At 60.6% G+C, this 23,008-nt stretch carries 14 protein-coding genes and 1 pseudogene; 2 read left to right on the forward strand and 13 right to left on the reverse strand.

Going from position 1 to position 23,008, the window contains the following annotated elements; translation table 11 throughout:
* Both AC0L3H_RS11355 and AC0L3H_RS11360 read right to left on the reverse strand, forming a co-directional pair.
* Positions 1-1,269, reverse strand: a pseudogene (locus tag AC0L3H_RS11355) (OmpA family protein); the annotation flags it as partial.
* A gap of 7 nt (positions 1,270-1,276) precedes the next feature.
* The gene (locus AC0L3H_RS11360) at positions 1,277-1,939 is read right to left on the reverse strand and encodes a hypothetical protein (RefSeq protein WP_473491005.1); all 663 of its coding nucleotides are present in this window, start codon (positions 1,937-1,939) and stop codon (positions 1,277-1,279) included.
* 915 nt (positions 1,940-2,854) lie between these two features.
* Between AC0L3H_RS11360 and AC0L3H_RS11365 the strand changes: the two genes are divergently transcribed.
* Complete coding sequence (locus tag AC0L3H_RS11365; protein ID WP_473585505.1) at positions 2,855-5,821, forward strand: trifunctional glycosyltransferase/class I SAM-dependent methyltransferase/polysaccharide deacetylase; 2,967 nt, start codon at positions 2,855-2,857, stop codon at positions 5,819-5,821.
* A gap of 32 nt (positions 5,822-5,853) precedes the next feature.
* On the opposite strand, the gene AC0L3H_RS11370 is transcribed toward AC0L3H_RS11365, so the two are convergent.
* The 5 genes from AC0L3H_RS11370 to AC0L3H_RS11390 all read right to left on the reverse strand — a co-directional run bounded on the left by AC0L3H_RS11370 (position 5,854) and on the right by AC0L3H_RS11390 (position 13,052).
* Positions 5,854-6,534 carry a peroxiredoxin-like family protein gene (locus tag AC0L3H_RS11370; RefSeq protein WP_473491002.1) on the reverse strand — a complete coding sequence of 227 codons (681 nt, stop codon included), beginning with the start codon at positions 6,532-6,534 and terminating at the stop codon, positions 5,854-5,856.
* A 19-nt stretch (positions 6,535-6,553) separates the two neighbouring features.
* Positions 6,554-9,853 (reverse strand): ATP-binding protein, encoded by a 3,300-nt coding sequence (locus tag AC0L3H_RS11375; protein ID WP_473585547.1) that lies wholly within the window; start codon positions 9,851-9,853, stop codon positions 6,554-6,556.
* A 287-nt stretch (positions 9,854-10,140) separates the two neighbouring features.
* Entirely contained in the window at positions 10,141-11,526 is a 1,386-nt protein-coding gene (locus AC0L3H_RS11380) for a hypothetical protein (protein ID WP_473491000.1), read from the reverse strand.
* Positions 11,527-11,628: 102 nt separating this feature from the next.
* Positions 11,629-12,153 (reverse strand): GNAT family N-acetyltransferase, encoded by a 525-nt coding sequence (locus AC0L3H_RS11385; RefSeq protein ID WP_473585506.1) that lies wholly within the window; start codon positions 12,151-12,153, stop codon positions 11,629-11,631.
* A gap of 74 nt (positions 12,154-12,227) precedes the next feature.
* Positions 12,228-13,052: a hypothetical protein gene (locus AC0L3H_RS11390; RefSeq protein WP_473585507.1), complete on the reverse strand. Its 825-nt coding sequence runs from the start codon at positions 13,050-13,052 to the stop codon at positions 12,228-12,230.
* 191 nt (positions 13,053-13,243) lie between these two features.
* Here AC0L3H_RS11390 and AC0L3H_RS11395 point away from each other — a divergent pair, with 191 nt between their 5' ends.
* A complete protein-coding gene (locus AC0L3H_RS11395) occupies positions 13,244-14,659 on the forward strand; it encodes an adenylate/guanylate cyclase domain-containing protein (RefSeq protein WP_023797974.1) in 1,416 nt (471 codons plus the stop codon).
* Positions 14,660-14,710: 51 nt separating this feature from the next.
* Here AC0L3H_RS11395 and AC0L3H_RS11400 read toward each other — a convergent pair whose 3' ends face one another.
* The 6 genes from AC0L3H_RS11400 to AC0L3H_RS11425 form a co-directional block, all read right to left on the reverse strand.
* Positions 14,711-15,190, reverse strand: a complete 480-nt coding sequence (locus AC0L3H_RS11400; RefSeq protein ID WP_128173712.1) for a class I SAM-dependent methyltransferase — start codon at positions 15,188-15,190, stop codon at positions 14,711-14,713.
* Positions 15,191-15,399: 209 nt separating this feature from the next.
* The gene (locus AC0L3H_RS11405) at positions 15,400-16,581 is read right to left on the reverse strand and encodes an ABC transporter permease (RefSeq protein WP_091594734.1); all 1,182 of its coding nucleotides are present in this window, start codon (positions 16,579-16,581) and stop codon (positions 15,400-15,402) included.
* Positions 16,578-17,576 (reverse strand): ABC transporter permease, encoded by a 999-nt coding sequence (locus AC0L3H_RS11410; RefSeq protein WP_023797971.1) that lies wholly within the window; start codon positions 17,574-17,576, stop codon positions 16,578-16,580. The genes AC0L3H_RS11405 and AC0L3H_RS11410 overlap by 4 nt, the downstream gene beginning before the upstream one ends.
* Positions 17,577-17,578: 2 nt before the next feature.
* Entirely contained in the window at positions 17,579-19,477 is a 1,899-nt protein-coding gene (locus tag AC0L3H_RS11415) for an ABC transporter substrate-binding protein (RefSeq protein WP_473516594.1), read from the reverse strand.
* Positions 19,474-21,369: an ABC transporter ATP-binding protein gene (locus AC0L3H_RS11420; protein ID WP_023797969.1), complete on the reverse strand. Its 1,896-nt coding sequence runs from the start codon at positions 21,367-21,369 to the stop codon at positions 19,474-19,476. Before AC0L3H_RS11420 ends, AC0L3H_RS11415 begins: the two co-directional genes overlap by 4 nt.
* Positions 21,370-21,534: 165 nt before the next feature.
* Positions 21,535-22,875 (reverse strand): adenylate/guanylate cyclase domain-containing protein, encoded by a 1,341-nt coding sequence (locus AC0L3H_RS11425; protein WP_473516596.1) that lies wholly within the window; start codon positions 22,873-22,875, stop codon positions 21,535-21,537.
* Positions 22,876-23,008 lie beyond the last annotated feature (133 nt).

Raw genomic sequence — 23,008 nt, forward strand, 5'->3', positions numbered from 1 at the left:
GAACTCCGGATCAAGGCTCTGATAGAATTGCCACTGTGAATGAACGCGGGCGGGATCGACCTGCGTTCCGGACAGCAGCGACTGCGGGTCGGCGGCAAGCGGGTCTCTCAGGCCGGCAATATAGAATTGGCCATCGCGCATCTTTTGTTCGGCAACGATGATGCCCGGCTGGGTACTCAGCCGCGACACATAGGCCTGCCAGCGTTGCCCGGATTGCCAGGAAAGAAAGAACCAACCGCCTGCCGGAATCAAAACCAGCAGGACTGCAGCCACCACCAGCCACGGAAATCCCTGGTTTGAGTCCTCCTGCTTCAGTTCAACGCAGGATTGCAACTGCGTCTCTATGCCGACCAACTGCGAACTGTCGCCGTCAAACTGCTCTAAAGCCTGGGAGTATTCATCATGGATGCGAAACAACACATCGCGAACGATTTCATGTAATTCCTCTGGCGGATTTCCCCGGATCACCGCGACCAAGGTCGCAAACGGTCCAACTTCCGACCAGAGACGAAGCTCCCCGAAACGGATAGTGTCCAGGCCGCTCTGTTCTTTCTCGTTAAATGAGTCTTTCACAAAATCTTGAATTGCACTAAGCATCGAAGAAATGAGTTGAGGATCTTCGCTCGTTGCGTTATCGGCAGTTACATGCGCTATCAAAATCCCGGAATTGCGGTTGATAAGAAAGACATGCTCTACACGGTAGACAAGAGAATGCTTAAGAACAACTTCTGAGAAGCTTGCACCCGTTCTCCAAGCTTCAAATCTCCACTTCAGCCCGTGCCAGGTAAATATATGTCTTAAAGTTTCATTCAGCGACTGAAAGGTCTGATCGATCTTTTCCCCGATCGACTTGCGAATTGCCGGCAGAAACACCGGGTATAATATATCCGTAAGCGTGCGCGGGCTCTTCTGGATGGACCGCTGCACGGCCCTCTCGACAGCTGGCGCAAGGGCCTCGCCGAGTTGCGCATGAGGCGCACGTGCGGCTGCACTGGGGAGAACACCCCCCACTGCAGCCGCAAGCTGCTCAGGTTCGTCGAGCAGGTGCGCAACTCGTGAAAGCTCCGAAATTTCGCGGCCGACCAGCAACTGGCGCAGCGTCTCCATGCGAGGATCGGCGGTTGGAACTCCGTAGAGACGCGCACGATAGTCCGGATCGACGTTCCGGGCAATTTCGACCAAAAGATTAGCCAGAGCCTCGCGATCAATCTCTGGATCGTTCGAAGCTGCTCTTTGAGGAAGGCTGATTGGGTCGACGGTCGACGTCAAGTTCCGATCAACTCACTTTCCAGTTGCGTTCCGAGTTGTGCTTGCTGCCGACGGGATCCTGATTTAGACATTTTGCAACCTCGACAAACAGGCCGGCCAAAAGATTTCGGTCGGTCTTGACGTTGCTGAGATCGGAAAACATTTTCTCAATCAGCATCTGAATGCTTTCATTCTTTTGCTTGATTTCCTCACGCAGCAATTGATCGCTTCGATTTATCCGGTCCGCGACTTCGCGCTCAAGCTCGCTCAATTGATCCGACAACGCGCGCACCTGCTTTTCAAGCGCCTGATTTTGCTCGCGAAGATTCCGGTCAATCTCCTTGTCGGCTTCGGCTCGTGCATCTTTTTCGTTCCGCAATTGCGCCGCGAGCGATTCGACCTGCTTCTTTGCATTCGACTCGTACATTTCAAGATTGCGCTTGGCCTCGGATTCGACATCCTTGAAGCGCTGCAAGAACCGTTCTTCAAGCTTGGAAAAACGGCGGTCGTAGTCCTGCATCTGGTTGCCGAACAGCAGATCACGTATCTTGTCGACACCTACAGCGTCGCCGGAGACGCCGGCCTCTCGGGCCTGGACCCCCATGAAGGCCAGCCCGTTTCCATCTGCATTACCTATCAGATTTTCGTCCGCTTTACTTGCTGAAGCGGTACTCGAAGATTCCTTAGCCATCCTTATGCCCCTTCATTTGAACACCTGCCACAGTGCAAAACTCAAAAACGCCCAAACATGTCAGCAAAATAGCCGGCTCGCAAGCCGGAATCTTCTTGCCTTAAGCCAATTCGTGGGTCCCTTTTACATCTCTTGACTAGTGGCAAATGAACGGGTTCCGAGTTACGCCGCTCGCACATCTCTTCGTGATAGCAGGCATAACCGGCTAATCTAATCGACCATTTGACGCAATCTACTATAGAAATGAGTAATACAATGTCAATCTATAGCTACTGGGAACTCAATTAAGTAGCGCATATTCATTAGAAGTATCTAAAGTAGCCGGTCTGGCGGTGCACATACTGTCTCGCACCCGGCTGTATACTGCGACGATCAGCTTCCGGTGCGGGCCCAACGGTAGAAGGAAGGTCTTGTTTCGCACGGAGAATGGCTGTTCGAGAATGCACCTCGGAATCGAGGCGTTTCGATCAATAGCAGGGGAGCAATAGTCCCAATCACTGCAGTCATTCACACCAACGCTTCAGTGGGCTTGCATCTATTGCGTCCCGATTGCAAAAGACGTCAGGTTGCCATAGCTATCGCACGATGCCAGGGACCGCAGCTCGTGGTCATGGCGCCGACTCCGGGGATCGACGACATGAGTATGCGGCATGCTTGGCCTTGACGTCCCTCTGCGACAGCTGGCGCCCAAGCTCGGCGGCACGGATGCGAATGCTGCGCCCGGCTTCCAACATCGGTAGCACGACAGGAGCAAGCTCGCTCTGCAGCCAAATGGCGGCGTCGCGGCGGCTCGGAAGCGTTCGCAGGAGACTGTTTGGACGCAGTGTCGCTGAGGACCGTTTCCTTTGGCAGGAAATCGCCGGCTATGTTTCGGGACTCTTGTTCTACCTTCGAATCAGGCGCGGGTAAGACGGCGTGGCGCATAATCCCTTGGTTTCAATCGTGGTTCCTGCGCACAACGCGGAGGCAACGCTGCCGCGCGCACTCGATTGCCTTGTCGATCAGGAAATAGTGGATTGGGAGGCGATCGTCGTCGACGACGTCTCCACGGACGCTACCGCCGCGATCATCGCCGGCTATGTGGAGCGCGATGCCCGGTTTCGGACGTTGAGCGCTTCTGCGTATAGCGCCGCCGGCGCGCGCAATAGCGGGATTTCGACAGCGCGCGGACGCTGGCTCATGTTCCTGGATGCGGACGATTGGGTGGACGACGGCTTCCTTGCGAAAATGCTGGCCGCACTTGAAGCCGCGCCCGATGCGGTCACCGCCTATTGCGGTTCCCGGCACGTGATGCCCGATGGCGAACTCACCCCGTCGAGCATCCCGACGGAGGTTGCGATCCAGCCCTTCGAAACATTCGCGCGCCGTTGCCCCATCCACACTCACGCGCTGCTCGTCGACCGGAAGACAATTGTCGAGTTGGGCGGCTTCGATGTTTCGTTGCGCACCTGCGAGGACTGGGATCTGTGGCAGCGCCTGGCACGTCTAGGCAAACGTTGGGTGATGGTCGACGAACCGCTCGCTTTCTATCGGACCAGTCCCAACTTGCTCACCCGCAATTCGACACAGATGCTGGCCGATGCGGAAATCGTGATCGCCCGCGGCTTTTCTCCTGATCCCAGGGTCAAAAAGCCAGCATCGGCTCACGCCAATGGTGCGATCGAAACGAACGGCCGCACCGCTTCCGAAGCACTCGCGTGGTTCGCGTTGTGGAACGCCGCGTCGGATTGCGGCAGCGGCCGCCGCTCGATCAGCCCGCAGACCCTGCGCGCGCTCCCGGCAGGACGTAAGTGGGCGCGTGAGATCGCCAAGGTGGCCTTCGATGGCCTTATGGTAGGAAGCCTATCGGTGCCAGCGCAATTGGCTGCCAGATGGGACAGGTTCGGCGGCTCCCTCACCGAGTTGATCACCGAACTCGGCAAGGTCTGGGACGATCCCGTCGCGGGTCGCCGCGTCCAGTATCACCTTGAGGAAATGCTTCTCGACTTCGACGATCTTGCCGCGCCGCGCCGGCTGGCGCGGACGCTTGGAATTCGCGTCGATATTCGAAATCCGACCTCGATCGAAGTTCCGGAAGGAATCGATCAAATTTATGCCTATCTGATGATGGATAGCCAGATCGAGGCTGTCGTGCAGTTCGGCTTACTCGGGAAAGTGACAAGGCGCCATTGGATTGAATTGATCCAGAATGTCGTGGCCGCTGAGCGGCTTGTAGACAGTGCGGCAAGGTTTGCGAGACGATCACCTGTACCGCAACAGGCCGCCGGCGCCGACACGTCAAACACGCTCGCAGCCGAGGCATTGTCAGCCACAGCTGAACGCGGACCCGATCCGGACAGCCACTTTGGCAAACTCGCGCGGTTGGCCGCGGATGCGCGGAGGCTGGTTCGGTCGAGCGCCGAAGCTGCGGCGCTTCCTGCGGCGCCGCGCCGCGCACGGCCCAGGCACGACATGGATCGCACGTCGTTCTGGAATGGCTATTTCGCGACCGAGGATCCCTGGAACTACGGTTCCTCCTATGAGCAGGAAAAATATGAGCGGCAGCTCGAAATTCTGCCTGCCGGCCCGATCGGACGAGCGCTTGAGCTGGCCTGCGCGGAGGGGCACTTCACGCGGCAGCTGGCGCCGCGAGTAAGCCATTTGACCGCAACCGACATCTCCGCCGTAGCTATCGGGCGAGCGCGCGCGCGATGCAGCGATCAGCCGAATGTCGAGTTCGGCGTATTGGACTTTTGCGCGGACACGCTGCCTGGTGAGATGGACCTGATCGTCTGTTCGGAAGTGCTCTACTATCTGGATGATCTCGCCGAGCTGCGGCGCTTCGCCAAAAAAATCGTTGAGGCATTGGCGCCTGGCGGCAGTTTCATCAACGCACACGCATTCGTCTTACGTGACAATGTTGAAAGGACCGGCTTCGACTGGAACACATTCGGTGCACAAGCGATCTCAGAGACGCTGGCAGGGACCGAAGGTCTCGTCCTCGATCAATCGATCCAGACCGAGCTCTATCGCGTAGACCGCTTCCGCCGCCAGTCACCGGACGAGGCGGCGACGGAACCGATGATTGATCATGCGCCAATCCGCGCGCGCCTCGAAATCGGGGTCGCGCGAAATATCGTCTGGGGCGGGGCGCGGGCCCTGCGCCGCGACGTTGCGCGTAGCGAGCGGCGGCAGCGTATCCCTGTCCTCATGTATCACAGCGTCGCCGACGAAGGTCCGGCCGCGCTCGCCCGTTTTCGGCTCGCGCCCGCCGCATTCCATGGCCAGATGGCATGGCTGCGCGCCAATGGCTTTCACGCCATCATGTCCGAGCAGCTGGAACGGTTCATCGCCAACCGTCAACCTGTCGCCGGCCGCCCAGTGCTCATCACCTTCGACGACGGCTTCCAGAACTTTGCCGACCATGCCTGGCCGATCTTGCGGGCCAACGACCTGACCGCGGAAGTGTTCCTGGTGACGGACCTGGTGGGGGAAAGTGCACTGTGGGACGCCGACAGCGGCCCGCCGACGCCGCTTATGGACGCCGGCACGGTGCGACGTCTCGCCGCCGAAGGTGCGTTCTTCGGAAGCCATCTGGCGACGCATCGCGCCATCGATGGTCTGTCGAGTTCTGACTTGGCCGCCGAGCTCCTGCGCTCTCGCATGTTCATCGAACGGTGGACCGGTCGGCCAACCACGGCGTTCGCGGCACCCTTCTCTGTCACCGACCGACGGCTTGGCCGGCTGGCCAAGGAGTGCGGCTATCGGATCGGCTTCGGCGGCAGACACGGGCCGGCGGACCTCGATTGCGATCCCATCGACCTTCCGCGCATCGAAATTCGCGGGGATCGCTCACTCGATGACTTTGTTGCCAGGGTCGAGGCGGTGCTCGAAGAGCGGTGAACTTGTCCCGCCCGTTTACCTCGTTCGCTAGTCTATTGGGCGACTTGGGAAACGGCTGACATCAGCTCCTGCGGGTTTGGCGCCCCAAACATGTATCGCCCACCCTCTGGAATCTCGGTGAAGCTCCAGCGGACGATCCCCTGCCGGTCCAGCAGGAACTGACCGACCAGTTGTCCGTGTCCGGTTGCGATCATCTGCTCGTCGGCTTCGGTCAGTTCGTAATGGTCCCTCTTGTTGAGGAGTTCGCTGGCCGCAATAGGATCCATAGGACCAGGCAACTCGCCTGGTATGTCGACCCGCATATCCTTTGCCGCTGCCATCGAGACCTTGTACGGCCAGTTCGTCTCGTTTTCGGTGAATTCGAGATTGGGCAGTCCAAAAGCACGATGTGATGCGCGTTCAGGGTCGGAGGCCGCAAGCAGATTCGGCATCGGGTGGTAGCGGAAATAGAGACGCGCCCGTTCGATCGGCGTGTTGACCACCGTCAGGCTCTCCACGCCCTTTTCGCGCAGCTCCGGATCAAGCCGCGCCTGGGCGGCGATATGGCGCCGGCAAAACGCACAATGCAGACCTCGAAACAGGCCGACCAGCACCGGCTTTTGTCCGCGAAAGTCGTCAAGCGCGATCTTGCCTTCCTGGGTAATGGCGTCGAGTACCACGTTCGGCGCACGGTCGCCCGGTCGAAGCGGTACCAAGTCGCTACGCGCGGACATTTCCAACCTCCGACCCCGGTTAATCGAGAAAAGGCAGCACCACAAGCGCTTCCGGGTCGAGCCCGTGCTGGGCGCATATACCCTGCGCCAAGGAAAAGTAGCGTTCGGCCTCGGCCAGATTGTCGAGGTCGAGATTGAGCGTTGCGAGACCATCATAGCACGGAAACAGCAGTTGGGGTTCGCCCGTTTCGCGGGCTACGTCCAGTGCTTCGTGGAACAAGCCAACCGCTAGTTCCGGATGGCCGTTGCACTGGTGGATCTGCCCAAGCACGATCAACGGCACCGGCAGGTGCTCGCGCTGGTCGAGCGCCCGGTCGATTTCGATGGCCTTCTCGGCAGCAGGCACGCCCTCCGTTGGACAGCGATCCGTGAAAGTACAACAAGCGACCGCCAGATTGGCGAGGAGGCGCGCCTGGAAACCCAAATCACCAATATGGCGCGCCACTTCAAGACCGCGCCGACAGACCTCCATCGCCTGTGCCGGATCGATGGTCGTGTAAAGCACGCCCAGATTGGTGTAGCCGCGGCAGGCCGCGCCCAGCAGACCGGCGGCTTCGGCCAATTCAATGCTACGCTCAACCTGACGCACGGCTTCACGGTTTCGCCCAAGGCGAGCCAGCGCGACAGCCTTGGTATTAAGTGCCTCGGCGGTCACAAGGGTGGCATCACACCCTACCTCGGAGACATGCTCCGTCGTCAGAGAGCGTACGCAATCCAGCGCCGCGTCTGCCCATTTTGCCGCGAGAGCGTGATCTCCGCTACGGAACGCCTGTCGGCCACGTTCTTGCCAGAGATGCGCCTGCTCGATCGGGGCATCCGCTCCATCGAGGAGCGCTGCCGCTTCAGCATAGCGGGATTCTGCGTTGTCCCGCTTGCCGACGTCCCAGAGCAGCCGACCCATCTTTCGCAAAACGCGCGCCGACGCGACACGATTGGCTGACTCGCGGTATGCCTGCAACACCGTTTCGTAGTGGCGGTGCGCGATCTCGCGGCGGCCCATCGGCCCGCTCAAATCGGCAATGCGCTCTGCAATTTCCAGTTTGAGCGGTGTTTGCCCGATCGCGCTCAACGCAGTCAGTGCTCGCTCGTAGAAACGAAGTGCGTCGTCGTTGGCGTATATCATGCGAGCGCGATCGCCCGCCGCCTGCAGGTAATGCGCGCCTCTCTCCCGCTCGGCGCTCTGTGCGAAATGATGACCGAGCACGGTCAAATCCTCGAGCCGTTCCGGCTTGTCGCCGCACAATTGCTCCAAGGCAGCACCGACCCGCCCGTGGATGTCGGTCCGGCGTTGCAGGAGCATGTTCTGGTAGATCACATCCTGCAGCAATGTTTGCGTAAAGCGGTAGCTTTGCGACGAGACCGAGCCTGATCCGGCAACTTCCTCGATGATTTCCGCATCGCAAAGCAGTTCGCAGCCGGCTTCCAGCCGGCCGGGGTCGGACGTCACGGCTTTCAGAACTGTGGCATCGAAGCGCGGGCCGATGACCGCGGCTTCCTGGGCCAACCGGCGCACCTCTTGGGGCAGCCGGTCGACGCGAGCAAGCAACATCGCCTGGATAGTGGCGGGAATGCCGGTTGCGACTTCGCCTGCCGCAGTCCGCCATCGCTGGCCCTCGCGCATCAGTACGCCGCGATCGATAAGGCCGCGGACGATCTCCTCTACAAAGAGGGGGTTGCCACCCGCGCGCTCGAGGATCTGGTCGAGAAGCCCTCCTGCGGAGTTTACCCAGCTTTCGCCGAAAAGCGCCGCCAGCATGCTGCGACCTTCATCATTGTTGAGCGGCGAAAGCCTGAGCGCTGTGTGACTGACCCGGCTTGAGCCGAGCTGGTCGTTGTCCGGCGCCGGACGATGCGTGACCAGCAACATCAAGCGCGTCCGTTCCAACCTGTCCATCACGAAACGTAGTGCCTCGAGCGACACGGCGTCGGCCCAGTGCAGGTCTTCGACGACAATCAACAGCGGCGACAACGCAAGCCGCCGTTCGATGATTGTGCGGACTGCGTAGAGAATTTGCCGCCGCAGCTGCTCGGGCTCGACATGCTGCAAGGTGGCATCGGGGTCGCCAAGGCCGAGCACATGGTAGAGCAAAGGCATCAGCCGCTTCGCCTCCTCGCCCTCCAGGCCGAGATTCGCAAGCAAGCCTGCGAGCTTCCCCCGCATTTCGTCCCCATTGTCGTTCTGCATCATCCCGGCAGCGCTGCGCACCACTGCGCCCAAGGCGCCAAATGATTGTTCGCCCAGCGGTGAGCACGTGGCCAGCCGCACGGCGACGTTGCGAAAACGATCCTCGTCGCCGACGCGGGCGACGAACTCCTTCACCAGCCGCGATTTCCCGATACCGGCTTCTCCGACGAGGCGGACAAGTTGGGCCGAGCCGCCGCACGCCTGGTCAAGGCTGGCCAGCATTCTATTGAGCTCGGCACCACGACCTATCATCGGCGCACTGAGGCCGAGCACCTCGAGCCCACGTGCTGCACGCGGCGCCGCAAGCGGTGCATCCAGCCGATGGACGAGCACACTGCCAGCCTTGCCGCGAAGCACGACATCACCCAGCGACTCGTAAGAGAAGGCATGCCGGGTCAGCCTGTGAGTGAGCTCGCCTACCAGCACCTCACCCGGTGCGGCCAGCGATTGCAGGCGTTGCGCCGTATTCACTGTATCGCCGGTCACCGAATAGGATTTGGCCGTGCCGACGCCAAATCCGCCAGTGACGACCGGACCAGTGTTTATGCCGATATGGAGTGACAGAGGCGGGCCGGAGTGGCGGGTGCTTTCGCCGAGCCGCGCCGTCCGGGCGATCATGTCGAGAGCGGCGCGAAGCGCACGTTCCGGATCGTCCTCATGCGCGACTGGCGCACCGAACAAAGCGAGCAGTGCATCGCCGATGAATTTGTCGACGAAACCACCAAAGTTTCGCACGGCCGCCGTCAATTCCTTGAACAGTTCGTTCTGCAGCGCTTGCATGACCTCGGGGTCGAGCTGCTCGCTGAGTGTCGTGAAGCCGCAAAGGTCGGCGAACAGGACCGTTACCGTCCGGCGATCGGCGTCAGAGACGGGATACAGCCCATCTTCGCTTTCGATGTTCGGAAGCAGCGACGGAGTTCGAGAAGGCTGCACAATGGTCCGGCTTGGCGTCGGAGCAGGCCGTTCGACGGCTTTTGCGGGCGCCCCGACGCTTGCCCCACATTTCGGACAGAACTCGAAATCAGGTGCGCAGCGGTAGCCGCAACGGGCGCATGGCACGGGCTGGCGCCTGCCACACCTCGGACAGAAAGCGTAACCGCCCTCAACCTCGAAACCGCAGCCCGAGCAGTCCATCGAACAAGACCTCACTAGGGGCCGTGACGGCGTGATCTCGCTACGCACTTCACGGCCAAGGTTCACAAGAATGAACCGATAGCCGTCGACCAGCAAGCGGCAGCGCAAATTGGCATCGAGCGATCCGTGTGGGTCCGGTGGCATAGCGCTGCCGATCGAGGCGGAAGCCGTCGTCGAAATCCCGAAAGGCATCAGCCTCAAGGAAGCGGCCGGATCAGACGCCAGAGGCTCACCGATAGATCGCCGTCGCTCGCGGTTGCGCACCGGAAAATCAACCTGAAGTAGGCTCAGTTCGCCTTGATCTCTGCCTGGCCGATCTTGCGCCATCGGGCGTTTTCGCGAACCAGCTTCAGGTCGTCGGTCGCCTCGGCAAACGTCCGCAAACGGTATTGCCGGAGCAGGTCCGGGAAGACCGCCCCTTCCGGCAGGCCGGCAAGCTGCTCGCGGACCGAGATCTTTTCGTCGATGACCCGCATGCCCCAGGCATTTTCCCGAACCTGCAACTCCGCAGCCAGATCGCGCTCTTCCGGCGCGTTTTCATCTAGCGCAGCCAGCAGGATCGAGTGGAAAAGCGCTACATAACCAATCTGTCTCAGGCCGCCCACAACCCGCACGCGCGGCAATATGGCAAGGACCAGGAACATCAGGAACAAGTTCGGCAGCAGCATGCCGTCCAGCAGCGCCTGCCTGAGATGCGGTCGCTCGAACGGGATGGAAAGACCATGCGGCCTGCCAGGCTCGATCAGGTGCCCGTTATCGAGGACGAGCTTGCGCACGCGCTCCTCGCGGATACCCCAGAAATAGGCCGTGGCATTGGGCAGGAACCTGCCAAATGGGCTCGATGCGGCTGCTTGCAAGGCACGTTCGAGACGCTGGCGCCTTGCGGGCTCAAGGAGCAGCCTGGAAACAAGGCTGCCGTCATTTTCCAGATGCCGCGCCATGGCAGCCGCGGCGAGCCGATCATCGATGAAAATCGGCTGTGCCATGCCGGAACGATCCCAATCGGCGACCAGATCCTCGTTGAGGGCCGTCAGCGCATCGGCGGCGGTTCCAAACACCTTCTGCTGGCTGGCAAGCAGTGTGCCCAGCCAGCGGCTGGCATCCGTTTCGTCGCCCACCGCTTCGAGCGCGCGCTTGTTGAGGGTGACGGGACCGGCCACGCAGGCGCTTTTGCGGCACAGTTTGTGGCGCCCCATGCCAAACAGGTTGACCTTGTCGTCACCGACATCGAGCCATCCCGGCCCCTCCCGGCCAATTGTCTCCATGGTCATCGTCGTTCCCATGAAGCTGAAGAAGGCCGACAGCCCGTTTTCGACCGCGCCGAGCCAGGCAAGCAGGAGGGCATCGAAGGTGATCCGGTCCATCAGAAGCAGGCAGTGCAGGCCGGACTGAATCACCGGTCTGGACTCGAACTCGTCGAGGACCTTGCCGATCTCTTCAGGCTGCATGATCACACCAAGGCGCTGATGCAGGACTTCGCGCAGGATCGAGCGGGCAGCGATCGCCGGGCCCGATGCAGGCCTTGCCACTGGCCGCCACAGATGGCGGGCGTAATCGGAAACCGGTGCATTCCAGTTCTGCTCGATGTCGCGCACGACTTCCGGGCAGAGCAGCGACAGCACTGCCAGAATTTCCGCCGGAGGCGTAGGGGATGGGTCAAAGACGGCGGTCATTGGTCCCGTCTAGCCGCTTGCCGTGCAAACGCCAAGGGAGACCAGACTTGCTGGATGCGACCAAATGGTGTGAGACGAAATTGACAGGCCAAATAGCGGATCTCAGAACCGCAGCCGGGCCATGCTCAGGAGGTCATGGTACTGGCCGTCGGTAAAACCGGCCTTCACATGTCGGCCTTCGACCTTGAAGCCGTGTCTTGTGTAGAGACGGATGGCCGGTTCGTTGTCGGCATAGACGGTCAATTCGACCCGCTTCAGGGCGCGCCAGTTGTCGGCCACGTCAAGCAGCGCGCCAAGTATGGCAGAGCCGATACCCTTGCCGACAAAGGCATCGTCAAGCCCGATATTGATCTCGCCGATATGCGAACGGCGCGGCGAACCCTGCACGACCAGGCTGCCATGGCCGACGACCTTGCCGTCCAACTCGGCAACGATCCAGGTGGTTTCCTGGCCGGACTTGGCGATGCGCCGCTCCACCTGCTCCACCATCTCGAAGGGCATCCTGAGCGTGCCCCAGCGGAAGCCCGGCATGTTGAAGATAGCGCAAAGCGCCTCCGCATCGCTTGGCCGGACGGACCGGAGCTGCGGCTGGATTTTCTTTGGGGATGGCGAGGTCATGCTGGTCATGGCTTTCCCGGCGAAGGCAATCGGCCCGCCACGATGCACCGGACGTCACCTGAAAATCCAGCCGTCTCTGCAACCTATGATGCCGGTTGCGAGCTAAAATACCGGGAGGCGGCGTAGAGTTTGAAGACGCCGCTGATGCCGATCCAGCCGAAAAGGGCGAGCCAGCACAATGTCCTGATCGCTGTCCAGTCGATCCGGTGCACCGCAGCGTCGGTGATGACGAGGCCAAGGATGGCAAGCAGGCCAACCAGAAACTGCGCCAGGCCGAGCACCAGCAGTTCCTCGCGCGGCGCGCTTCTCCAGACGAGATATACACCGCCCGCACCGGCCAGGAAGATGGCGCTGTAGACCTGAGCATGGAAGGCATCGATCGGCCATGGCCAGAGGCTGCCGAATGTCAGGGGAAACAGCAACAGGCCTAGGCCATAGAGCCCAAGGATCGCCGATTCCACCGGCATGTAGCCGCGCCATGCCGGATTTAAGGTCACGCCTTTGGCAGAAGGACGGGCCTTGGCCCTCCACAGGAACAGCCCGGATACCGCGACCGAAGCGAGATAGACCAAAAACCAGAGCCAGGGCGCTTTGCGCTCGAAGTTGAAATAGCCGAGATTGATGAACGAAGCCAGCGACACGATGACGGTGAAGATGAAGGCCATGACGAGCACGAGCCGGCCGGGCGACCAGCGATTCCAGACCAGCAGCGCCGCCATCACGACCATTTCGGCGGTGTAGAAGCCGCCGAGGAAGCGGGCATTGAACGGCGTGACGGCCCAAGGCCAGCGCGGCTTGACCAGCACAGGCGCGAAAAACAGGCCGGCGCCTACGATCAGCACGATGATGACCACCACAGAGAATAGGCGCAGGGCCGCGGGAAATGGCGGGTTGTTGGATGTCGGCATGGGAGAAAGTCCCCAAGATGAATGCCCCATGGACCATCATAGTGCCGCTTGCGGCCGGTGAAAATCCGCCGAATGGAAATTGAACTGTCACCATGCCCATCTATTCGATTGGCCGTAGGATGCGTTTCGAAGTAAGATGGAGTACTGGGACCAAAGACGCCTCCGGGGGCGCATTTTCCGGAGCCTGCACGATGAACGAAGCTCAGGATCTGTTCTCGCTTCTGCGGCAGTCGACCGGTGTCGATCCGCAGGCAATTGACGCGATCAAGCGAACCATCGCGGAGGGCAAGGACCGCGAACTTTGCCGCATCAATGCGCCAGCCTTCGCCAGCAAGCATGGCCTCGACGAGGAACGCGCCATAAGCGCCTTTCTCCATGCGGCGCGGGTAGGCATCTTCGACATTTCCTGGAATGTTCTATGCCCCGGCTGTGGCGGCGTGCTCGACACAAACGCCACGCTGAAAACCCTGCAGAAGGACGAATACACCTGCGCGCTGTGCTCCGAGGGCTATTCGCCGACCCTCGACGAGATGGTCGAGGTGACATTCACCGTCAGTCCCCGCGTGCGCAGGATTGCCGCCCACAATCCACACGAACTGCCCTTGCTGGAATATTACCGCCAGATCTACTGGGCGTCCGGCGTCGATCTGCCGGAAGAGGATTTCGCGAAAAAGATCGAAGCGTTCTCGCTGGAGGATATCGAGCTTGCCCCCGGCGAAAAGGCGGTTCTGCCCATACAGCTTCCGTCTGAATTCGTCATCGTCTTCGAGCCGGTCACCCATTCAGCACAGTTCATCGACGTGAAGGGCGAACCAACAAAAGAGCGCCGAAGCCTCTCTTTGGTCTTCGACCGCGACCATGTCCAGAACCAGACGCTGGAGATGCAACCCGGCCCGTTGCGCATTTCGCTGGAGAACAGGACCGACACACGCGTGCTGCCGACGGTCTTCATCGCCGGCCAGGAATTGCATGGTCTCCTGGGTAAACGCCGGCCCTTCCTGACCGCCAAGCGCCTGCTCACCAACCAGACGTTCCGCGATCTCTATCGCACGGATACGCTCGACATCGACCAGCGCCTGAAAATCACCAGCCTGACCTTCCTGTTCACCGACCTGCGCGGATCGACCGAGCTTTACGAGCGGGTGGGCGATCTTTCGGCCTTCGATCTCGTGCGCGTGCATTTCCAGGTTCTGCACGAGATCGTTGCGGCGGAGGCAGGCGCGGTGGTCAAGACGATCGGCGATGCGGTGATGGCGACCTTCGCGACGCCTGATCGTGCGATTGCTGCGGCCCTCAGGATGCGCGATGCCATGCGTGAGCTCAACGACAAGAGCGGGCGCGAGGATCTGCTGCTCAAGATCGGAGTCCATGCCGGCCCGTGCATCGCCGTGTCCATGAACGAGCGACAGGACTATTTCGGCCAGACGGTCAACATTGCTTCGCGGGTCCAGAACCTTGCCAATGCACAGGCGATCTTCGCCACTCGTGCCGTGGTCGGCGACAATCTCACCGCCGATCTGTTGAACAGGAACGCGCTGACGCCCGTGCCCCACGAGGTCTCGCTGCGCGGCATCGAGCGGGAGATAGCAGTATTTATGATCCCCTGAAGATTTGGCCCCGAAGATTTGGCCGCCAAATGTTTGGGCCGTCTCGGCCCCTCACACGCGCCTGCAGACAAAATAACGATCGGCGGGCACCGAAGGCGGCGGCTGGAGGCGTTGCAACAGCGGGTGCTCGAGGGGCGTGCCGCTGACCGCGAAGCCGCCGACGCGAAGCAGGCGCGCGATCAGATCGGGAAGCCAGGTAGAGGTCACTGCGTCGCGATCGTCATAGCCGGTGCCGATGTCAGCATGAACGAGAGCCGCGTCGATGCCAATGAACCTCTTCGCCGTCTCGCGTATTTCGCCGAGCACGAAGTCTTCAGCGTCGGGAATTGAGCTGGCGTGTGCGCTAAGTTCACGGTCGAACACCACGATCCGGCGTCCGGGCAGGCGCTCGCGCAGATGGTGGTACGTCCGGCCGTTGCCGAGGCCGAGCTCGAGCACCGGCCCTTCCATCTTCGCCACCTCGGGGCAAACCTGATCGAGAATGTCGCGCTGTGCGGTCATCCTGCTGATGAAATTCTCAAGGCGAGTCATATGCGTGTGTGTCCTGAAACCAGCTCAAGAGATCAGCAATGCCCGCGACCAGAGCGGTTCACGGGTGAAACCCGAGGGCGACATGTGAACCGCCGATCGCGTCCCGGCACGTATAGAGGCGAACGATGAACCCTGCAATAACCGAACAGGCTGCCGACAGGATCATACCGGGTGGAGCGGGTGGCCCGGCGCGCGGCGGAATAGCGATCTCACTTGTAGGGATCTGCGGCGTCCCGCAGGCCGTCGCCGAGGAAGTTGAACGCCAGGATGACGAGAATGACGGGGAGCATCGGCAAAAGCAGCCATGGATAGAACGCGATGACGCTGACGCTGCGCGCCTCCGTGAGCAGGATGCCCCAGCTGGTTATCGGCGCCCTCAGGCCGAGCCCGAGGAAGCTCAGCGCCGTCTCGCCCAGGATCATGCCGGGTATGGAGATCGTCGCCGTCGCGATCAGATGCGACATGAAGCCGGGAATGAGATGCCGCCCGATGATGCGGCTGCTTCTGGCGCCCATCAATTGCGCGGCCAGAACGTAATCCTCCTCGCGCAACGCTAGAAGCTTCGAACGCACGGCCCGCGCCAATCCGGTCCAGTCGAGCAGCCCAAGGATGACGGTGATGCCGAAATAGATCAGGATCGGACTCCAGGTTATCGGCATGATCGCCGCCAGAGCCAGCCATAGCGGAATGCTGGGGATTGACTGCAGAACTTCGATTATCCGTTGAACGATCAGGTCGAATATACCGCCGTGATAGCCGGCCAGTCCGCCGATGACGATGCCGAGCAGGAAGCTGAAACTGATGCCGACGAGGCCGATTGTCAGTGAAATGCGTGCGCCATAGATGATGCGCGAGAGCACGTCGCGCCCTAGCCTGTCAGTGCCGGCCAGAAAGAGCTGGCCGTTTTCGGCAGGGCAGACAAAATGCCTGTCACCTTCGATCAGGCCCCAGAACCGATAACTGTCGCCCTTGCAGAAGAAACGGATCCGCTGAACATCATCTTGATTCTCGATGTAGTTCCGCTTGAGCGTGTCCATATCCAGCGTCATCTGGCGGCCATAAACGAACGGCCCGACGAACTGGCCGTTGTGGAACAGGTGCACCCGCTGCGGCGGCGAATAGATGTAGTCCATGTTGCGCGTGTGCAGATTGTAGGGGGCCAGGAACTCGCAGATCAGTATTCCGAAATAAAGCGCTGCCAGGAATATGCCTGAAATAACGGCAAGCCGGTGCTCCCGGAATTTCCACCACATCAGCCGCAACTGCGACGCCTGAAAGACCTTCGACTGCTCAGGCGTCATCGCCTCGACCGACTCCAGGTCAAAGGGCGCGGTGGAAACGTAGTGTTGCAGCGGAGCACCCGGAGCGGGCAGCGGCGAATGCGTGCTCATTTGGTGCTACCGCCCTGCAAACGAATTCTTGGATCAAGCAGCGCCAGCGCCAGGTCGGAAATCAGGACACCGATGACCGTCAGGAAGGCGAGGAACATGAGGAACGACCCTGCCAGGTACATGTCCTGGCTTTGCAGCGCCTTGATCAGCATCGGCCCGGTCGTTTCCAAAGACAGCACGATCGCCGTGATTTCGGCGCCGGAGATGATGGCCGGCAGGATAGAGCCGATGTCGGAAATGAAGAAATTGAGCGCCATGCGCAGCGGATATTTGACCAGCGCCTTGAACGGATGAAGTCCCTTGGCGCGCGCGGTCACGACATATTGCTTGTGTAGCTCGTCGAGGAGATTGGCGCGCAGCCGCCGGATCATGCTTGCCGTGCCCCCGGTGCCGATGATCAAGACCGGAATCCAGAGATGGGCGAGGATCGACTTCGCCTTGGCCCAGCTCATCGGCTCGCCGAGATATTGCTGGTCCATGAGGTGGCCGATGGATGTGCCGAACCAGATGTTGGCGAAATACATCAGGATCAGCGCCAGCATGAAGTTCGGAATGGCAAGGCCGAGAAGGCCGAAGAGAGTCAGGCCGTAGTCGCCCCAGCTGTATTGATGCGTGGCGGAGTACATGCCGATCGGAAAGGCGATGAGCCAGGTAAAGATGATCGTGACGAAGGAAACCAGCACGGTCAGCCACATTCGGTCCCCGACGACGTCGCGGACCGGCAGCTCATATTCGAAGGAATAGCCAAAATCGCCGCGCAGCATCCCGCCGACCCAGTAGAAGTATCGAATGACCGGTGGCTGGTCGAAACCATAGTCCTTGCGCATCATCTCGATGCGATCGGAATCCACCGCTTCGCCCTGAGCCCGAAGCTCGGCAACATAGCTGTCGAAATAGTCGCCAGGGGGAAGTTCGATGATCGTGAACACCAGTGCCGATATGACCAGCAGCGTTGGAACCATCACGGCAATGCGCCAGACAAAATATCGAAGCACGCTCAGGACTCTCCAAGCCAGAATGTATCCGGCATGTAGACGCCGAAATAGGCGGTCGGGTCGTAGCCGTAGAGCGCCTTGTCAGGCAGATTGCGCAGCCGCGAGGACACCAGAACCGGCTGATGCGTTCCGTTCACGGTGCCGATCGAAAACACCTGATCGGTGTAGATCGACAGCATTGAATTCCAGATTTCGGCACGCTCCGTGGCTTCGGTCGATGCCTTCCAGCGCTTGAGCAAAGCCATCAGCTCGACCACAGGCGGAAGATCGGGCGCCTCACCGAGCTTGCCATGAGACAAGTGGTGAGCACCCCAGAGCGGCCATTGCAGCTGGTCGTCCATAGTTGGGGCCAACTGGTACGGGTTCATGTCGGCGGTCGGCACGCCATTGTCGATGCCCGACCACATCGACATCATGATCTGGCCGCCAAGCGCGCGGCTGCGGAAGATATCGCGCTGCGAAGTCCGGATGAACAGGGCGATCCCGATCTTGCGCCAGTGATCGGTGATGAGTTCGAGCGCGTCGGTTTCCAGCGTGCTTTCGCCGGCCGTTTCCACTATGATCTGCGCAGGGCGTCCATCGGGAAGTATCCGCATGCCTTCATCGTCACGCGTCTGAAGCCCGGCCTCGTCGAGCAGGGCATTGGCCTGGTCGGGATCATGGGCGACCCAGGCTTTCGCGAATTCCGGCCGGTAGAGCGGGCTCTCCGGCAGGACCGTATCGGCACTTTCCTGCCCCAGTCCGTAGAACACGGCCAAATTGATCTCGCGCCTATCCACAGCGAGCGAAAGGGCGCGGCGCACGCGAACGTCACGAAGAAGGCCACGCCACACCTGGTCGGCACAATTCAGATTGGGCAGCAGCGCCAGCCGCGAACCCTGTGTGCGTTTCCAGAGATGCATCTTCACCGGGTAGCGCTTCTCCGCATCCTTCAGGAAGGAGTAGTCGGTGAAGTCAATTCCGATGCTTTGCAGGTCGCTCTCGCCCGCACCGGTCTTGGCGGAAATGATCGCCGGCGAGCTGACATTCATGACAAACCGGTCAACATAGGGCATTTGCCGGCCATTCTCGTCTACTCGATGAAAGAACGGGTTGCGCTCGAAGACGAATTGCTCGGCCGGGGGCTTGGTCCGGTTCCGCCATGGATCGAGCGTCGGCAGTTCCGGGTTCTCCGGGCGATACTGCCGCGACATGCGGATATGCAGGAGCGTCCATTTCTTGGCCCGGTTCTCCTTCATCAGGCCGGCGAGCCGAAATGGATCCTGGTATTTCTTGTGGAACTGCTTGAGATAGGTGGCCGGCAGAACCAGCGATAGCGGCGAAGCAGCAGCAAGCTTGGGCAGGAAGTCGGGATTGGGCGCATCCCAACTATAGCGGACCGTCGACGGATCGACGATCTCGAAGCGTGGCGGCTTGGCGTTCGCCAGCAGGGCAGGGGCAAGCCCGCCTTGCGAAAGCTCATCGTTCAGCCAGACATCTTCCCAGCAATAGCGAAAATCCTCCGGCGTCAGCAGGCTACCGTCAGACCATTTATGGCCTTCCCGAATCTTGAAAGTGAAGATGCGATCATCCGCTACGTCGAAACTTTCGAGAATGTCGGCTTGCAAGTTGAGCTTTTCGTCATAGCCGACCAGGCGAGCATACCCGTAGATCGTCATCATCCGGATATCTTTCTGGCTGCCGATGATCGTGCGCAGCGTGCCGCCATACTGGCCGGGCTGCCGGCCCATCGCGGCGAGGTTCAACGCGCGCGGGCTCTTGGGCAAGCGTTCGGCGAGTGCCGGCAGCGCCTTGGCCTTCAGCTGCGGCTGAAGAAATTCCGGCTCCAGATCGCCGGCGCGCGACGTGCCCGGCAGAAATGCCGAAGCCATAAGTCCAAGGACGGTGCGCCGGCTGATCAATGGCGTAACTCGCTGACATCGGCCGTACGCCGGGCCAGCACGAGGTGGCCGCCGCCAAGGTCGAGCGGCGACAGCATATCCTTGTCGCTCTCGTCGCGGAATTGCGGTCCCCATGCGCTGGTGTCGGAAGCGCCGTCGAGCTTCAGCGTTTTGAAGTCCATCGGCCTGTCGAGATCGGGGAAAGGTACTGCGGCGACCAGTGAGCGCGTGTAGGGGTGGACCGGTTTCCTAAGCAGAATTTCGCGCGGCGCGAGCTCGACGATACGGCCGCCGCACATCACCGCGATGCGGTCTGCCATGTAGTCCACCACCGCCAGGTTGTGGGATATGAACAGGTAGGTCAGGCCCAGTTCCTTCTGCAGGTCCTTCAGAAGGTTCAGGATCTGCGCCTGGACGGAGACATCGAGTGCCGAAACCGGCTCGTCGCAGATCAGGAGTTCAGGCCCCAGCGCCAACGCGCGCGCGATGCCGATACGCTGACGCTGCCCGCCGGAGAAACTGTGCGGATAACGCTTTATGAAGCGCGGATCGAGCCCGATTGCCTGCATCAGGCTCTTGACCGTGACGAGTCGGGACGCGGCATTGCCACGTTGATGGATTTCCAGCGGCTCGCTCAAGATGTTCTCCACCGTCATGCGAGGTGAAAGCGACGAAACCGGGTCCTGGAAGACCATCTGGATTTTCGCGCGCAGCATGCGCAGGGCGTCTCCCTCGGCTTCCAGGACGTCGATCGGACCATCGCTGCCGTTGAAGATCACAGAGCCGCCGCTTGGTGTGACAGCCCGCATGAGGACTTTGCTGACGGTGGTTTTGCCGGAGCCGCTTTCGCCGACAAGACCCAGACACTCACCCCGCCTGATATCGAAGCTCACGCCGTCGACGGCGCGAACAGAGGTTTGATGATCTCCGCCGAACCATCCGGACTTGCGGATGGTGAAGGTCTTTGTCAGATCCCTGACTGACAGCAGGATGTCGTCCGGCCCCTTCGATGCCGGCGCCGTCTGCTTGCCGAGCAGGTTCCCGACATTCACCGGCACCTCGCGGAGCGCCTTTAGCCTTTCGCCAGGCTTCAGGTCGAAATGCGGAACGGCTGCCATCAGGCCCTTCAGGTAAGGGTGGCCTGGCCGGCGGAATATCGCCTCGACAGGTCCCGCTTCCATGATCTCGCCATGGTACATGACCACCACCTCGTCGGCGACATTGGCGACCACGCCAAGGTCGTGCGTGATCAGCAGCATCGCCATGTTCAGCTTGGCCTGAAGCCCGCGCAGCAATTGCAGGATTTGCGCCTGGATGGTGACGTCCAACGCCGTTGTCGGCTCGTCGGCGATCAACAGGGCGGGCCGGCAGATAAGCGCCATGGCGATCATGGCGCGTTGACGCAATCCTCCCGAAAGTTCAAACGGATACATGTCATAGGCGCGCTTGGGGTTGGGAAAACCGACAAGGTCGAGCATTTCCTCGGCCCGCGCCTTGCGCTCCGCCCGCGCCATGGGCGTATGAATCTGCAGGGATTCGCTGACCTGATTGCCGACCGTGTGCAGCGGCGACAGTGATGTCATCGGCTCCTGAAAGATCTTGCCGATGCGGCTGCCTCTCAACGCCCGGATTTCGGGTCCGTCACGCGGCATCTGCAGGATATCCTGCGTCGTGCCGGGCTTTTCAGGATCGGAAAACAGGATACGGCCGCGAACATGGGCTGTGTTCGGCAAAATGCCCATCACTGCCTGGCTGAGAACCGATTTTCCGGAACCGGACTCGCCTACAAGCGCAGTGACCTTGCCGGGCAAGACGCGAAGATTTGCACGTCTGACGGCATGCAACGGTCCGCCGATAATGGCAAAAGAGATGCCAACATCCTCGATCCGCAGCAGATCAACACCCGAATTCATTCTCACACCAGCCCCACTCTGGCAGCCCGCCGGGCGGCGGGCCCAGAAAGCGAGACTAACGCATTGGCAGCGCAGAGCAACTTGGATTCGAAATCGGTCGCCAGTTCCCTGGCGGAACCGGCGACCGGACTGCGCACCAAAGGCGTTCGGATCAGATCGTGGCGGTTACTGGAGCTTCCTCCGGTCGGCCGCCGACAGCCGCGCTGCATCGCGATGAAGCAGCATGACCTGCTCGGCGTCGGATATTCGGTCGTGAATCGGCTCCAGCGCACCGTCTTCATCGAGTGCGAGAGCACCCGACAGATCGGGTGAAAGCACCGTCAGCTTCTGTTTGACGCCCGCCAGTTCCTCGTTGCCGAGCGTCAGCCAGCTGTTGGCGCCGCAATAGCTGGCGAAGTCTTTGCTGGCGAGAACGCTGTGCGGATATTTCTTGGTCAGGGTCTGGAGGCGCTGGACCTCGTTTACAGCCGAGCCGAAGACAGAGAATGTGAGCCGGTCCGTAAGTCCGACATTGCCGAACATCACATTGCCGACATGCAGGCCGATGCCAAAGTTTATGTCGCCCAATCCCTGCTCCTTTCTGCGCAGATTGAGATCTTTCATGCGCGCCGTGGCCTTGTGCGCTGCCGCAAGAGCTGCCTGGCAGGCGATCTCGGACTGCGAGCGGTGCCTTTCGCAAGGGAAGACGGCAATGAAGCCATCCCCCAGGAAACTCATGATCTGCCCGCCTTTGCGATTGAAAGGTGCAGCAATGGCATCGAAGAACTGGTTCAGCGTATCGATGTAGATTTCGCGGCCGGAAGTTTCGGCAAGCCTTGTCGAGCCGCGCATATCGGCCATGACCAGTGCGGCCCGGATTGTGTCGCCCTCGCCGCGCTTGATCTGGCCGTCCAGCACGCGCCTGCCGGCGTCGCCGCCGAGATACGTGGTCATCATGTTGTCGGCCAGCTTGGTGAGCACCGCCATCTTCGTTGCGATAGCGAGATGGTTCTGGATGCGCAGCAGCGCTGAAATCATGCTGTCGCTGAAGCCTGCAGCGCTGTCGGTCGACCAGGACCCGAGCATGCCCTGACTGGTATTGCCGTTGAAGGGATGCACGAATGCCATGTAGTCGGTCACGCCCATAAGCCTGAGGTCATCGAAAACAGGAAATTCCGACGGTACCGACGGGTCGAGCCGGCGCCGCAGATGGTCGAGCTTGTTGCTGAGCAGATGGTAGTATGGGCTGGTCAGGAATCTGTCAGAATGAGCGCCGTCCTCTTTGCGGAAGCCTTCCACTTCCATGCCCTGGCCGCGAAGCCAGGTGAAGCCAAGCGCGTCATAAAGCGGATGAAGCATCGAAAAGCTCAAATGCACCCGCTTCAGCGGCAGGCCGGCAGCAGCCAGCCGTTCACAAAAACCCTTTACCAATGTTTCCAGGGCGTCGCCCGCCAGCGCCGATTGGGTGAGCCAATCGGCAACCTTGTCCATGAGAATGCTGGAAATTTCTGCTTGCGCTGTGCTCATGCTGTCTTGAGACCCGTCGAAGACGAGCCATTCTCCTTTGATCCGCCCCAACACGCTCCGCTAACGACCCCAGGGATAAGACCCTCGAAGTCAATGAAGCCGGCTTTGGGCAAAAGCCGGCGAGGGGCATTAT

Source organism: Mesorhizobium sp. WSM4816 (assembly GCF_055811535.1).

What these genes read in the sequence shown, in the direction of transcription:
- AC0L3H_RS11360 (WP_473491005.1), bottom strand. Translation starts at nt 1,939, where the DNA reads ATGGCTAAGGAATCTTCGAGTACCGCTTCAGCAAGTAAAGCGGACGAA.
- AC0L3H_RS11370 (WP_473491002.1), bottom strand. Translation starts at nt 6,534, where the DNA reads ATGTCCGCGCGTAGCGACTTGGTACCGCTTCGACCGGGCGACCGTGCG.
- AC0L3H_RS11375 (WP_473585547.1), bottom strand. Translation starts at nt 9,853, where the DNA reads ATGGACTGCTCGGGCTGCGGTTTCGAGGTTGAGGGCGGTTACGCTTTC.
- AC0L3H_RS11380 (WP_473491000.1), bottom strand. Translation starts at nt 11,526, where the DNA reads ATGACCGCCGTCTTTGACCCATCCCCTACGCCTCCGGCGGAAATTCTG.
- AC0L3H_RS11385 (WP_473585506.1), bottom strand. Translation starts at nt 12,153, where the DNA reads ATGACCAGCATGACCTCGCCATCCCCAAAGAAAATCCAGCCGCAGCTC.
- AC0L3H_RS11390 (WP_473585507.1), bottom strand. Translation starts at nt 13,052, where the DNA reads ATGCCGACATCCAACAACCCGCCATTTCCCGCGGCCCTGCGCCTATTC.
- AC0L3H_RS11395 (WP_023797974.1), top strand. Translation starts at nt 13,244, where the DNA reads ATGAACGAAGCTCAGGATCTGTTCTCGCTTCTGCGGCAGTCGACCGGT.
- AC0L3H_RS11400 (WP_128173712.1), bottom strand. Translation starts at nt 15,190, where the DNA reads ATGACTCGCCTTGAGAATTTCATCAGCAGGATGACCGCACAGCGCGAC.
- AC0L3H_RS11405 (WP_091594734.1), bottom strand. Translation starts at nt 16,581, where the DNA reads ATGAGCACGCATTCGCCGCTGCCCGCTCCGGGTGCTCCGCTGCAACAC.
- AC0L3H_RS11420 (WP_023797969.1), bottom strand. Translation starts at nt 21,369, where the DNA reads ATGAATTCGGGTGTTGATCTGCTGCGGATCGAGGATGTTGGCATCTCT.
- AC0L3H_RS11425 (WP_473516596.1), bottom strand. Translation starts at nt 22,875, where the DNA reads ATGAGCACAGCGCAAGCAGAAATTTCCAGCATTCTCATGGACAAGGTT.